The sequence below is a fragment of the Oceanicaulis sp. genome, assembly GCF_051859625.1.
Taxonomy (GTDB): domain Bacteria; phylum Pseudomonadota; class Alphaproteobacteria; order Caulobacterales; family Maricaulaceae; genus Oceanicaulis.
The window spans coordinates 414,220-426,380 of record NZ_JBHYFH010000003.1 but is presented as its reverse complement, the minus strand read 5'-3'; the positions used below and the strand labels follow the sequence as shown (position 1 = coordinate 426,380).

The following is a 12,161-nucleotide window of genomic DNA, read 5'->3' as shown; positions in this document are numbered from 1 at the left end:
TGTGAACTTCATACCGTTACACCCTTAACTCGCGCTTATGCTTCGGAACTGTTTGGGCGGCCCTCTTGCTCAGACTCGCATTCAGAATTACCTCAGTGCCATGACTGATCGCGTTTTGCCTCTCTCCGGCGTTTATAATTTTCGCCATTTCGGCGCCTACCCGCTCAGCGGCGGGGGACAGGTGCGTGACCGCCTTTATCGGTCGGGACAGTTTTCCCGCGCGACCGATGAGGATGTGAAGGCTCTGGACGGGCTCAACATCAAGGTCGTGGCCGATTTGCGTCGCCCCCGGGAACGTGAGCTTGAGCCGTCCCATTGGGGTGAAACCGGCGCCGTCACGGTGCTCAGCTCTGACCATGCCGGCCATGCCGAGCCGCCGCATCTGGCGTTCTTGCGCGAGAGCGATCTGACCCTCGAGAATATCCGCGGCTTCATGCAGAAGACCTATGAGCGCCTGCCGTTTGATCCGGGCAACAAGGCGGTGTTCAAGGCCGGGTTTGAAGCGCTGGCGCAGTCTGATCCCGAAGACGGGTTCGTCGTGCATTGCGCAGCGGGCAAGGACCGCACCGGCATTTTCTGCGCCTTCTTGCTGATGGAGTTGGGCGTAGATGCGGACGCCGTGCGCGAAGATTATCTGATGACCAATACGGCCGTGGACTATGACGAGCTGACGCCGCGCTTCGCCAAACGCATCCGCGAGGGGATGGGGCGCGATGTGGGCGACCGTGAGGTCCGCGCCTTTCTGGGGGTGGAGGAATCCTATCTCGACACCGCGATGGACGCCGTGGGCGATGTGCCGGGCTATCTGCGCGGCGAGCTGGGCCTGAGTGACGCCGTGATCGCGCAATTGCACGAGCGGCTGAAAACCTCGTGATCGCGGCGCCGGAGCGGGCGCAGATGCTGGACTGGATGGAGCCGGTCCAGGCGCTGAAAGCGTTCGAGGCTGAGCCCTATGCCCTCTTGTTGCAAGGGGGCGGCGCCCAGCCCTGGGGGCGCAAAAGCTATCTGTGCGCCTATCCTGAATTCACTGTTGAAGACGACGATCCTGGCAGGGGGTTCGACCGCCTCAGGGCGGGCTATCGCTGCGCGACTGCGTCTGATGGGGAAGGGTTCTCCGGCGGTTATGCCGGTCTGCTCGCCTATGATCTGGGGCGGGCGTTTGAAGACTTGCCTGTCTGCCCTCCGGCGCCGGGCGGCGGCCCGGTCGTGGCCATGGGCTGGTATGAGGCGGTGCTGGAATTTGATCACGGCGCGCGCACCCTGCGGGCGCTCGGCGCTGCGCCGGCCGCGGCGCGGCTGATCAAAACGCTCAACGCCGCATCCGATGAGCCGAGCCCGCCGGGCGGGGCGGGGCGCCTGTCGCAGGACTGGCCGGATGCGCGCTATCTTGAGGCCGTCGAGACGGCGCGGGCGTATATCCGCGCGGGCGACGTGTTTCAGGTCAATCTCTCGCACGCCTTCACCGGACACATGCCAGGCGACCAAGCGCCACTGGCGTTGTTTGAGCGTCTGATCACGGACAGCCCTTCCGCCTTCTCGGCGTATTTCCGGCTGAGTGAGGATCAGGTCGTCATCACCAATTCGCCCGAGCGCTTTGTGCAGGCGTCAGCGAGCGGCGAGATCGAAACCCGGCCCATCAAGGGCACCCGCCCGCGCCGGGCTGACCGGGACCAGGACCGCGCCGAAGCCGATGCGCTGGCCGCTTCGCTTAAGGACCGGGCTGAAAACCTGATGATCGTGGATCTGATGCGCAATGATCTGGCGCGCGTCTGCCAGCCCGGCAGCGTCAAGACGCCCGAATTGTTCAGCGTGGAAAGCTACGCCAATGTCCATCATCTGGTCTCTACCGTTCGGGGGCGATTGCGCCCCGACCTCAACGTCTTTGATCTGATCGCGGCGACGTTTCCGCCCGGCTCCATCACCGGGGCGCCGAAAGTGCGCGCCATGCAGATCATCGCAGAGCTCGAACAGCAAAGCCGGGGGCCGTATTGCGGCGCGCTGGGCTGGCTGGGCGCGGACGGGGCGTGTGATCTCAATGTGATGATCCGCACAGCCAGCCTTCGGAAGGCCGAGACGGGTTGGGATGTGACTGTGCGCTCTGGCGGCGCAATCACCATTGATTCAGTTCCTGAAGACGAGCTGGCGGAAACCCGGGACAAGGCCGCCTCGCTCAAGGCGGCGATTGAGGGGCGCAGATGACAAAGCTCTGGTTGAACGGCGCCATGCTGGATGCGGACGCCGCCCGGATTGATCCGGCGGACCGGGGGTTTCTTCTGGGCGACGGCGCATTTGAGACCCTGCGGTATGAGGCGGGCGCGGTGCGCCGCTGGCCGCGTCACCGGGCGCGCCTTGAGAGCGCTTTGCAGCACATCGAAATCGCCTGCCCGGACTTTGATGAGGTCGAAGCCGCAGCGATAGAGCTGTGTCAGGCGAGCGCGCTTGAACGCGCCATGGTCCGCCTGACGGTGTCGCGCGGTGCGTCCGGCGGCGGGCTGGCGCCGCCCCTGGACGCGGCTCCGACTGTCTTGATCACCGCCAACGCATTGCCGGATGCGCAGCAGGCGCTGAGCGCCCGGATCGTTGAGAGCGCCCGGCGCGATGTCCGAAATATCTCAAGCCGGTTCAAGCTGACCAATTACGCTGACATGCTGGCGGCGCGGCGTGACGCGGTGCGTCAGGGCGCGGACATGGCGCTGGTCCTGTCAGCTGAGGGTCATCTGTCCAGCGCAGACAGCGCCAATCTGTTCTGGGTGACGGAGGGGCGTGTTTTTACGCCGGACCTGTCTTGCGGATGCCTGCCCGGAACGAGCCGGGCCGCGCTGATCGCGGCGTTGAAGGCTGAGGGAGAGGCTGTGATCGAGGGCCGGTTTGCGCCAGACGCGGTGATGCAGGCCGAGGCGGCGTTTCTCACCAACGCCGTACGCGGCGTCATGCCGCTTTTCCGCATTGAGGGTCGTGATTTTTCGCCCGAAGGCGCCGTGCTCCACCGCATGAAAGCGCTGTGTGACGCTGCGCTTTAGCCGCGGCGCACCCAGGGGCCGCGCCGGGGGCGCAAATAGGCGGTATCTGACAGGGTGATCGGGGTTTTCGTCAACTCGCCCAGATTGGTGGAAAAGACATAATTGGCTTCCACCATGATAATTGAGTTCATGGGCGCCAGCAGACCTGCGGGCAGTTCGGGCAGGCTGTCGGTGTCGAGCGGCGTCATGCCTTCACCTTCGCTCCAGTCCACGAAGATCTCCTGGTCGGCGTCCATTCGGATCGAGGTGATGCGCAGGCTCAGCGGCGCGGAGTCGAACGGGTTCAGAATGGCGTCGCCGGCGGCATAGATGTCGAGCAGGTCCGCATCCGTGATGAAATCATCCTGGGTGACGAGGTCGGCGACCGAATTGGCGACCTGGGAGACCTTGCGGTCCGCGGTCAGTCCCAGCGTAAGCTGCACCGAGCCCAGATACAGCGCGATCATGAACGGGGCGAGCAGGGCGAACTCCACCGCCGAGACGCCGCGTTCGTCGCGCCGAAAGCTCAGCAATGACTGAATGAACTGACGCATGGGGCTACTCAAAGGGCTCATTCCTGAACACGGCGGTGGCGGTGATCAGGCGTTTGTTGCCGCCCATATTGGACATGCCCGAGATCACGCCCGGCGCCATCAGCTGCCAGTCATAGAACACGCGCACGACCACCACATCGCCGCCGCCGCCGGGATCGAAGGTGAAATCGCTATCGTCAATTTCGCCTTCTCCGTTCAAGGGCGCGCCGGTCGAGCTTGAGGAGAAAGAGTCAAAGGTGCGCACATCCACACTGATGCGGCTGCAGTCAGCCACCGAGCTGATGCGCTCGCAGATCGAGCCGCGAAAATCCGCGACGGTTTGGTTTGATTGCTGAAGCTGGCCTGTCCGAATGCTGCGCGCCGCTTCGTGGACGCCGTTCTCGATGATGGTGGAGCCCAGAAAGAACAGGGCGACTTCCAGCGTGGCGAAGATCAACAGGAAAAACGGTGCTGCGATCAGTGCGAACTCGACCGCCGCCGCGCCCCGCCGCGCACGGATGAAGCGGCTCAAACTGTTTTTGATCGTCGCCTTAAGCGGCATGATCCCACCCTCTTCATGAAGGCGGGAGTATGCGGCAGAGCGCTTAATGCCCGATGAAACGGTAGAGTTAATTTTCGGCGGCGCCCGCGCCGTCACGGATCGCGTTGCGCTGGATGTTCATATCGTTGAACCAGCTCTGGTCATCACCGATCTGGGGCAGGGCCTGGCAGGTCGGCGCGCAGACATAAGTCTCGGGGCGGCCTGAACTGCGGAAGATCTGAACGGTTCCGCTATCGGGCTGCGCCACCACAAGATCAGAGGTGTACAGAACGCGGCCGGCTTCATCGAGCACGATGAGATTGGTGCGGCCGAACACCTTGCCGGTCACAAACAGGGTGCGTGAGTCATAGAGCGTGGCGTCGGCGATGCCGGGATTGCCCACAATCACGCCTGCCGCGTCGCCGGGCAGCCGGATCAGTCCCGCCTGATCGGCGGAGACGACAAATTCCCGCGCCTGGGCGGAGCCCAGACCCAGAACCAGACTGACGGCGATGGCGATAGCGCGAAAACCCATGACAGGCCTCTCTCTATAGAGTTGGCGTCAGTATGGGGTCGGGCCGTGAAGGAAACCTAAACGCTGTTTCTGCATCCGGGGCTTGAAGAACGACCGTGCGCAGGCTTAAGGAGAGATCAAGTTAGCAAGTTGTTTATTGGTGTTGATGCTTTGAACGCTGTTGGAGTTTGCGTTTACCTTTTATTAGTTATAGCCGAGACTTTTGATTTTTACCAAAAATAAAGCATGGATTTTTACTCGCTTTAAATCGTCTTCGGGTTTTACTCCACATGCATTCAGGACGGGGCGGCAACAAGTCTGCGATCCTGGGGCCACAGAAAAATATCTATGGAGTGGATGGGATGAACAACCTGGTTTCGCGTTTTCTGAAAGATGAGTCTGGCGCCACCGCGATCGAATACGGTCTGATCGCTGCGCTGATCGCCGTCGTGATCATCACGGCCGTGACGACCCTCGGCACTAACCTCAGCACCACCTTCACCAATGTGGGCACGCAGCTCTCCACCGCAAACGGCGGCGCGGCTGGCGGCGGTGAAGGCGGCGGCGAAGGCTAAGCCTCGCAGCGCTGACTACAGCAACGCATGTGAAAAGCCGTCCCGAAAGGGGCGGCTTTTCTGCATTTGCGGGCGGATGAAGCGCGTTTGAGAAGCCTTAAGCATAAGCGCCTAGGCTTTGGACTTCTGTCGCTGTGTCCGGGTCCGGGTCATGATCTCCAATATCGCCCTGTTGGGTTTCGCCTTTCTGATGTTGTGCGCCGTCTGGTACGACGTGCGCAGCTTCACCATTCCCAATTGGGTGCCGGGCGCCTTGTTGGCCGGCTGGGTCATCGCTGCGCCTTTTCTCGGCCTGGGCTGGATGGATGCCGGATTGTCGTTTCTGACCGGGCTCGGCGTGCTTGTGCTGGGCATGGCGCTCTGGGCGCCGGGTTGGGTTGGCGGCGGCGATGTCAAATTGCTGGCGACTGGCGCGCTGTGGTTCGGTTGGCCGGACGGGCTGGCCTTTCTTCTGATCGCCGTGGCGGCGGGCGGTGTGCTGGCGGTGATCCTGGTGATCGCGCGTCAGATCGTGAACATGCTGCCGATTTCATCGGATGTACTGGGCGCGACCGCGCTCGCTCAGGGCGCGCCGGTGCCGTATGCGATCGCCATCGCGGCGGGCGCTTTGCTGGTGCTGCCCCAGGCCCAGATGTTTGCAGTCTACACCGGATAGTTAACGCGCTGATCACCTAGCATTAACGCGGCCTTGAGAATTATCGGCTCTGATACCTGCTGACGCCTTGTGCGTAAAAGGGTTTTGGGGTCCGAGATGAACGCTGTCCGCCTGATCGTGCTCGCTGTCGCTGCGCTGGCGGCTGTATTCGCCGCTGTCTTTGTGCGCAGCGCCATGCAGCCTGCCGCCGCGCCGGCGCCTGTCATTGTGGAACAGGCGGCCGAGCCTGAAGTGATGCAGGTGCTTGTCGCCGCGCGTGACATAAGCCCGTCCATGCGCGTCAGCGCGTCTGATTTTCGCTGGACGGACTGGCCCGTCGAAGCGGTGATGCCCGCCTTCCTCAATCGCAATGACAATCCGGATGCGCTTGAAACCCTGAGCGGTTCGATCGCCCGCGCCGCCTTTGTGGATGGCGAGCCGATCCTGCCGGGCAAGCTGGTGCAGCCGGGTGAGGCGGGCTTCATGGCCGCCGTGATCGATCCGGGCATGCGCGCCGTGGCGGTGCCGATTTCTGCAGAAGCGGGTGCGGGCGGGTTCATCCTGCCCAATGACCGGGTGGATGTTCTGGTGACCACATCAGTGCGCGACCGGGGGTATGTCTCCGACGTGCTCGTGGAGAATGTGCGCGTGCTCGCCATTGACCAGACCTATGTGGAAGACGGCGAGAGCGTCGTGCTGGGCTCGACCGCCACGCTGGAATTGACCCCGGAGCAGACCCGGGCCGTGGCCCTGGGCGTGGCCGAGGGCGACATCGTCCTGGCCCTGCGTTCTGTCGCGGATCGCGAAGGCGGGCCTCGCCTGCCGGACGGATCGTCCAATGGTCAAACCCAGAATGGCCGTGAAGTGCGCATCATCCGCTATGGCGCCGAACAGCGCGTCGCCCTGGGAGGGACGCCATGATGATATCCATCTCCAAGGCTGTCTGCGCCGCCGCCGTGCTTGCGGCGGCTTGCGCGTTTTCTGCGCAGGCCCAGCTGTCAGGCGGCCGGACCGAAGCCAACAACACCTTGCAGGTTCATATCCGCGAACCGGGCGCAGGCCCGGCGTCGGAAAGCCTGCAATTGCCGCTGGGGCAAGCCGCCGTCATTCATCTGCCCGATGACGCCGCCGATGTGGTCATCGCCAACGACGAAGTCGCCAGCGCCGTGGTGCGCACTGCTCGGCGCGCGTTCGTGTTGGGTCAGGATGTGGGCCGCACCAATATCTTCTTCTTTGACGCCGATGGCGGACTGATCCTCGACCTCAATGTCCGGGTCGAGCGCGACATCGCCGCTTTGCAGGACGCGCTGGACCGCTTCGTCCCTGAAGGCCGGGTGCAGGCGGAAAGCATGAACGCCAATATCGTGCTGTCCGGTCAGGTCCCGTCCGCCTCCGCCGCCGACACCGCCTTGCGGGTGGCGCAACGCTGGGTGGATAACCCCGATCAGGTCGTCTCCTTCCTGACCGTGGAAGGCCGCGACCAGGTCACCTTGCAGGTGCGCATTGTCGAGATGGAGCGCACTTTGGTGCGCCAGCTGGGCGTCAATCTGAGCGGCGAGCAGGCGTTTGGCGAATTCACGCCGAACATTCGCACCGCCGCCACCAATGATCGCGGCGACCCGTTGTTTGACCAGAACGGCGCGCCCATTTTCGAGGTCTATCAGCCCGGACGCTTCCAGAACAATTCCAGCTGGGGCACGTCCAACGCCTTTGGCGTCGCGGGTGCGGCGCTTGGCGGTCTGGCGGGCACGATCGGCACCCGGAACCTTGTGGACGGCGTGCTGCAAAGCTCCATCTCCGCCACGTTGAACGCGCTCGAGCGCGTGGGGCTGGTGCGGACGCTGGCCGAACCCAACATCACCGCCATTTCGGGCGAGCCGGCGCAATTCCTGGCGGGCGGGGAATTCCCTGTGCCGGTGGGCCGTGACCGCGACGGCAATGTCACCATCGAGTTCAAACCCTTCGGCGTCGGGCTGGGCTTCACCCCCGTCGTTCTGTCCGAAGGCCGGATCTCACTGCGGGTCTCCACGGAAGTCTCCGAGCTGTCCAATGAAGGTGCGATTTCTCTGAATTCGACCGTGATCACGGACAGCGACGGCAATGTCACCGGCTCCGTGCCCGGCGTGACCATTCCGGCTCTGTCGGTGAACCGCGCCGAGACCACGGTCGAGCTGCCCTCCGGCGGCTCCATGGTGATTGCGGGCCTGATCCGTGAAGAGACGCGCCAGGCCATGGACAGCGTCCCGGGGATCGAGCGCATGCCGGTGCTGGGCTCTCTCTTCCGGTCTCGTGATTTCGCCAATAATGAAACCGAGCTTGTGGTCGTGGTCACGCCGTATCTGGTGGACCCGGTCAATCCCAATGATCTGGAAAGCCCGGCGGAAGGGTTCGCCGTGTCCTCGCTGGCCGCGGGCGCCTTTCTGGGACGTCTGAATCGGGTTTACGCCGCGCCGGGCGCGCAGGTGGAAAACCGTGGCTGGTCAGGCCCGGTCGGCTTTGTGCTGGAGTAGCGTGATGAATCTTGTCTTCAAAAGCCTGATGGTCGCCGGCGCTCTGGTCGTCGCCGGCTGCGCCAGCGCCCCAGACCCGCGTCCGCGCGCCACGGCTGCGGCGGAAACCGTCCGCGTCAGCATGGAGGTCAGCGCCATCGACAACGGGCTGACCTGGAACCAGATCGACGTGATCGAGGCCGTCGCCGCCGAGTACAAGGCGCGCGGCCATGGTCCGCTGGTGATCTCCTATCCGCAAAACGCCGGCAATGCGGACGCCGCGATCGGCGCCATCGCCGAGGCGCGCACGCGGCTGTACGCAGCCGGGCTCGATTGGCGTCAGATTTCCGGCGGCGCGTATGAAGCGGGCGGCCGGGTCAGCGCGCCGGTGATCTTCTCCTTCACCCGATACGAAGCGATTGCGCCGGAATGCTCGACCACCTGGACGGACATGGCGCGCGCGCGTCCGAATGAGACCTGGCCGCGCTTTGGCTGCGCCACCGCCAACAATCTCGCCAGCATGGTCGCCGATCCGCGCGATCTGGTGGCGCCGCGCACCCTGGACGCGCCCGATTCCGCGCGTCGTCAGGGCGTGCTCGACAATTACCGGCGGGGCCAGTCCACCGCCAGTGAGCGCTCCGACCGCGAAAGTGGAGCCGTCAGCTCCAGCGTCGGCAATTAATTAGGGTATGGCTATGAACCGCACCGCTGACGCCTTTGAAGATGAAGCGTTCGACGTCGCCGACGAATTCGTCGCCGAGGACGCGTATACGCCGCAAGAGCCGTTGAACGCAGCGCCGGAAGACCCGTTCTACGATGCGGAAAGCATTGAACGCCGTATGCTCGGCGAAGAAGAGGGCTTTGGCGATGTGAACGCGGCGACGCAGCCTGCTGCGGATCCCGGCGCGCGTCCGTTCGGCGCCCGTCTGGCCGACGCCAATCAGCACGCCGGTTATGATGATGAGTTCGACGGGTATGAGCCGGCGGCGCCGTTGCGCCCGGCTCAGGCCCCGGCGCGCGACGCCAAGACTGACCCGTTCGGCGATGCGGATTCCCTGCCGCTGACCTCGCCCATCGGGTCGGGCGGCATGTCGGGTGAAATTTCGGCGGTGTCCGGCCCCGATGAATCCCTGATCAATCAGCCGGTCCCGCGCATTGCGATCCATGCGTTTTGTGAGAGCCCGGAGACCGGGCGTCTGATCCATCACGCCGCCGATGACCGCCGCATGGCGCGCACCCATGTGACCGTTGAGCTGGGCGGTCTGTCCGCCGCCATCGAGCGCTTTCATGACGAGAGCACGCCGGAGCTGCTGATCCTTGAGACCGGCATGCGCGGTCGCGAATTGTTCCAGCAGCTTGAAGATCTGGCGGCGGTCTGTGACGGCGACACCAAGGTGATCATCATTGGCGCGGCCAATGACATCACCCTCTATCGCGAGCTGATCAAGCGCGGGGTTAGCGAGTATCTCGTCCCGCCGATGACGCCGCTGCACCTGATCTCGACGATTTCCGGCCTGTTCCTGGACCCTGAAGCGCCGTTCGCCGGCCGCTCCATCGCCTTTATCGGCGCCAAGGGCGGGGTGGGCTCCTCCACCATCGCGCATAACGTCGCCTGGCAGATGACCGAGGGTCTGCGGTCTGATGCGGTGCTGGTCGATCTTGATCTCTCATTCGGGACGGCGGGCCTCGATTTCAATCAGGACCCGGCCCAGACCATCGCCATGGCGCTTGAAGAGCCTGACCGGCTCGACGATGCGCTGCTCGATCGCCTGCTGGTGCGCTGCACGGAACGGCTGAGCCTGTTTTCCGCGCCCGCGACGCTGGAGCGCGACTGGGATTTCGGATCGGAAGCGTTTGAGACGGTGCTCGACAAGGTGCGCCGTCAGGCGCCGTTCGTCGCGCTGGATCTGCCCCACGCCTGGAGCCCCTGGGTGCGCCAGACCCTTTTGAGCGCAGACCAGGTGGTGGTGACGGTGACGCCCGATCTCGCCAGCCTGCGCAACGCCAAGAACCTGTTTGATCTGGTGCATAACGCCCGCCCCAATGACGAACCGCCCAAGGTGGTGGTGAACATGGCCGGGTGTCCGAAAAAGCCCGACATTCCGCTCAAGGACTTCTCGGACGCGCTGGGCGCGGCGCCGGTTCTGGTGCTGCCGTTCGAGCCCGCCCTGTTCGGCAAGGCCGCCAATAACGGCCAGATGATCCCTGAAGTGGATCCCAAGTCGAAAGCGGCGGACGGGTTCTCGCATCTGGCCGCGCAACTGACCGGTCGCGCGCCGGCCTCGCCGCGTCGCAAATCCCTGTTCGGCTCGCTTCTGGGAAAAGGCTAACGCTCGCTCATGTTCGGTAAGCGCCCCACCGGTTCGCAAACCCCGCCGCGTCAGTTCGGCGGCGGCGCGCCGCGTCCGTCCCAGGGCGGAGAGAGCGGCGTAACGACCCAGTCGCGTCCGCCTGCGGCGCCCAGCCCTGCACCGGCCAAACCTGCAGCTTCGGCTCAGCCTGCGCCTGCAGCGGCCCCCGCCGCAGCGCCCAAGCCCAAACCCGCTGCTGCGCTCAAGCCCAAGGCCGCCAATCAGGCCGCCACCATCGGCGCTGAGCGGTCGGCGGAATACTATGCGGTCAAGACCACCATCTTTAACGCCCTGATCGACACCATCGATCTTGGTCAGCTCGCGCGCCTCGACAATGAGACCGCGCGCGATGAAATCCGCGACATCGTCACCGAGATCATCTCGATCAAGAACGTGGCCATGTCCATCGCCGAGCAGGAGCAACTGCTTCAGGACATCTGTAATGATGTGCTCGGCTATGGTCCGCTCGAGCCCTTGCTGGCGCGCGACGACATCGCCGACATCATGGTCAATGGCGCAGGCGACGTGTTCATTGAAGTCAGCGGTCGTGTCCAGAAGACCAATATCAAGTTCCGCGATAACGGCCAGCTGATGAACATTTGTCAGCGTATCGTGTCCCAGGTGGGCCGCCGGGTGGATGAAAGCTCGCCGATCTGTGACGCGCGTCTGGCCGATGGCAGCCGGGTGAACGTCATCGCCCCGCCCTTGTCGCTGGACGGCCCGACGCTGACCATCCGGAAATTCAAGAAAGACAAGCTCAAGCTCCAGAACCTTGTGGAGTTCGGCTCGATTTCGCCCGAAGGCGCGCGCATCCTTGAGATCATCGGCGCCTGCCGCGCCAATGTGCTGATCTCGGGCGGCACCGGTTCGGGCAAGACGACGCTGCTCAATTGTCTGACGGGCTTTATCGGCGAAGACGAGCGGATCATCACCTGTGAAGACGCCGCGGAACTCCAGCTGCAGCAGCCGCATGTGGTGCGCCTTGAGACCCGCCCGCCGAACCTTGAGGGGCAAGGCCAGGTCACCATGCGCGATCTGGTGAAGAACTGTCTGCGGATGCGCCCCGAGCGGATCATCGTGGGCGAGGTGCGTGGACCTGAATCCTTTGACCTGTTGCAGGCCATGAACACCGGCCATGACGGCTCCATGGGCACGCTGCACGCCAACTCGCCGCGAGAGGCGCTGAGCCGGATTGAATCCATGATCACCATGGGCGGCTACAACCTGCCCACCAAAACGATCCGCGAGATGATCTCAGGCTCGATCGACGTGATCATCCAGGCCGCGCGCCTGCGCGACGGATCGCGCAAGATCACCCATGTGACCGAAGTGCTGGGCATGGAAGGCGATGTGATCATCACCCAGGACCTGTTCCTGTACGAGATCACGGGTGAAGACGAGAACGGCGACATCACCGGCCGTCACGTCTCCACCGGCATCGCTCGTCCGAACTTCTGGGAACGCGCGCGCTATTTCGGGCTCGACGCTCAGCTGGCCGCCGCCCTCGACGCGTCGGAGGCCTGAT

At 63.9% G+C, this 12,161-nt stretch carries 13 protein-coding genes; 10 read left to right on the top strand and 3 right to left on the bottom strand.

The window, feature by feature from the left end:
* Window positions 1-100: 100 nt before the first annotated feature.
* From ACTIGF_RS15310 to ACTIGF_RS15300, 3 genes are read left to right on the top strand one after another with little or no spacing between them, the layout of a single operon-like run.
* Window positions 101-874, top strand: coding sequence for a tyrosine-protein phosphatase (locus ACTIGF_RS15310; RefSeq protein WP_439637691.1), 774 nt, complete (start codon window positions 101-103; stop codon window positions 872-874).
* The gene (gene pabB, locus ACTIGF_RS15305) at window positions 871-2,199 is read left to right on the top strand and encodes an aminodeoxychorismate synthase component I (RefSeq protein WP_439637690.1); all 1,329 of its coding nucleotides are present in this window, start codon (window positions 871-873) and stop codon (window positions 2,197-2,199) included. The genes ACTIGF_RS15310 and pabB overlap by 4 nt, the downstream gene beginning before the upstream one ends.
* Entirely contained in the window at window positions 2,196-3,020 is an 825-nt protein-coding gene (locus tag ACTIGF_RS15300; protein ID WP_439637689.1) for an aminotransferase class IV, read from the top strand. The genes pabB and ACTIGF_RS15300 overlap by 4 nt, the downstream gene beginning before the upstream one ends.
* On the opposite strand, the gene ACTIGF_RS15295 is transcribed toward ACTIGF_RS15300, so the two are convergent.
* The 3 genes from ACTIGF_RS15295 to ACTIGF_RS15285 form a co-directional block, all read right to left on the bottom strand.
* Window positions 3,017-3,553, bottom strand: a complete 537-nt coding sequence (locus ACTIGF_RS15295) for a TadE/TadG family type IV pilus assembly protein (protein WP_439637688.1) — start codon at window positions 3,551-3,553, stop codon at window positions 3,017-3,019. The two genes, ACTIGF_RS15300 and ACTIGF_RS15295, sit on opposite strands and share 4 nt — an antisense overlap.
* Before the next feature lie 4 nt (window positions 3,554-3,557).
* Window positions 3,558-4,094, bottom strand: a complete 537-nt coding sequence (locus ACTIGF_RS15290) for a TadE/TadG family type IV pilus assembly protein (RefSeq protein ID WP_439637687.1) — start codon at window positions 4,092-4,094, stop codon at window positions 3,558-3,560.
* Window positions 4,095-4,161: 67 nt separating this feature from the next.
* Window positions 4,162-4,608: a pilus assembly protein N-terminal domain-containing protein gene (locus ACTIGF_RS15285; RefSeq protein WP_439637686.1), complete on the bottom strand. Its 447-nt coding sequence runs from the start codon at window positions 4,606-4,608 to the stop codon at window positions 4,162-4,164.
* A 341-nt stretch (window positions 4,609-4,949) separates the two neighbouring features.
* Between ACTIGF_RS15285 and ACTIGF_RS15280 the strand changes: the two genes are divergently transcribed.
* The 7 genes from ACTIGF_RS15280 to ACTIGF_RS15250 all read left to right on the top strand — a co-directional run bounded on the left by ACTIGF_RS15280 (window position 4,950) and on the right by ACTIGF_RS15250 (window position 12,160).
* Entirely contained in the window at window positions 4,950-5,162 is a 213-nt protein-coding gene (locus tag ACTIGF_RS15280) for a Flp family type IVb pilin (RefSeq protein WP_439637685.1), read from the top strand.
* A gap of 151 nt (window positions 5,163-5,313) precedes the next feature.
* Window positions 5,314-5,817: an A24 family peptidase gene (locus ACTIGF_RS15275; protein WP_439637684.1), complete on the top strand. Its 504-nt coding sequence runs from the start codon at window positions 5,314-5,316 to the stop codon at window positions 5,815-5,817.
* Between the two features lie 96 nt (window positions 5,818-5,913).
* Complete coding sequence (gene cpaB / locus ACTIGF_RS15270) at window positions 5,914-6,717, top strand: Flp pilus assembly protein CpaB (protein ID WP_439637683.1); 804 nt, start codon at window positions 5,914-5,916, stop codon at window positions 6,715-6,717.
* Complete coding sequence (locus ACTIGF_RS15265) at window positions 6,714-8,306, top strand: type II and III secretion system protein family protein (RefSeq protein ID WP_439637682.1); 1,593 nt, start codon at window positions 6,714-6,716, stop codon at window positions 8,304-8,306. The genes cpaB and ACTIGF_RS15265 overlap by 4 nt, the downstream gene beginning before the upstream one ends.
* Window positions 8,307-8,310: 4 nt before the next feature.
* Window positions 8,311-8,967 (top strand): CpaD family pilus assembly protein, encoded by a 657-nt coding sequence (locus ACTIGF_RS15260; RefSeq protein ID WP_439637681.1) that lies wholly within the window; start codon window positions 8,311-8,313, stop codon window positions 8,965-8,967.
* A 13-nt stretch (window positions 8,968-8,980) separates the two neighbouring features.
* Entirely contained in the window at window positions 8,981-10,615 is a 1,635-nt protein-coding gene (locus ACTIGF_RS15255) for an AAA family ATPase (RefSeq protein ID WP_439637680.1), read from the top strand.
* 9 nt (window positions 10,616-10,624) lie between these two features.
* Complete coding sequence (locus tag ACTIGF_RS15250) at window positions 10,625-12,160, top strand: CpaF family protein (protein WP_439637679.1); 1,536 nt, start codon at window positions 10,625-10,627, stop codon at window positions 12,158-12,160.
* Window position 12,161: the final 1 nt, after the last annotated feature.

Excerpts from the sequence above, each read along its gene's own strand:
- ACTIGF_RS15310 (WP_439637691.1), top strand. The coding sequence starts at position 101 with ATGACTGATCGCGTTTTGCCTCTCTCCGGCGTTTATAATTTTCGCCAT.
- ACTIGF_RS15300 (WP_439637689.1), top strand. The coding sequence starts at position 2,196 with ATGACAAAGCTCTGGTTGAACGGCGCCATGCTGGATGCGGACGCCGCC.
- ACTIGF_RS15295 (WP_439637688.1), bottom strand. The coding sequence starts at position 3,553 with ATGCGTCAGTTCATTCAGTCATTGCTGAGCTTTCGGCGCGACGAACGC.
- ACTIGF_RS15290 (WP_439637687.1), bottom strand. The coding sequence starts at position 4,094 with ATGCCGCTTAAGGCGACGATCAAAAACAGTTTGAGCCGCTTCATCCGT.
- ACTIGF_RS15285 (WP_439637686.1), bottom strand. The coding sequence starts at position 4,608 with ATGGGTTTTCGCGCTATCGCCATCGCCGTCAGTCTGGTTCTGGGTCTG.
- ACTIGF_RS15280 (WP_439637685.1), top strand. The coding sequence starts at position 4,950 with ATGAACAACCTGGTTTCGCGTTTTCTGAAAGATGAGTCTGGCGCCACC.
- ACTIGF_RS15275 (WP_439637684.1), top strand. The coding sequence starts at position 5,314 with ATGATCTCCAATATCGCCCTGTTGGGTTTCGCCTTTCTGATGTTGTGC.
- cpaB (WP_439637683.1), top strand. The coding sequence starts at position 5,914 with ATGAACGCTGTCCGCCTGATCGTGCTCGCTGTCGCTGCGCTGGCGGCT.
- ACTIGF_RS15265 (WP_439637682.1), top strand. The coding sequence starts at position 6,714 with ATGATGATATCCATCTCCAAGGCTGTCTGCGCCGCCGCCGTGCTTGCG.
- ACTIGF_RS15260 (WP_439637681.1), top strand. The coding sequence starts at position 8,311 with ATGAATCTTGTCTTCAAAAGCCTGATGGTCGCCGGCGCTCTGGTCGTC.
- ACTIGF_RS15255 (WP_439637680.1), top strand. The coding sequence starts at position 8,981 with ATGAACCGCACCGCTGACGCCTTTGAAGATGAAGCGTTCGACGTCGCC.
- ACTIGF_RS15250 (WP_439637679.1), top strand. The coding sequence starts at position 10,625 with ATGTTCGGTAAGCGCCCCACCGGTTCGCAAACCCCGCCGCGTCAGTTC.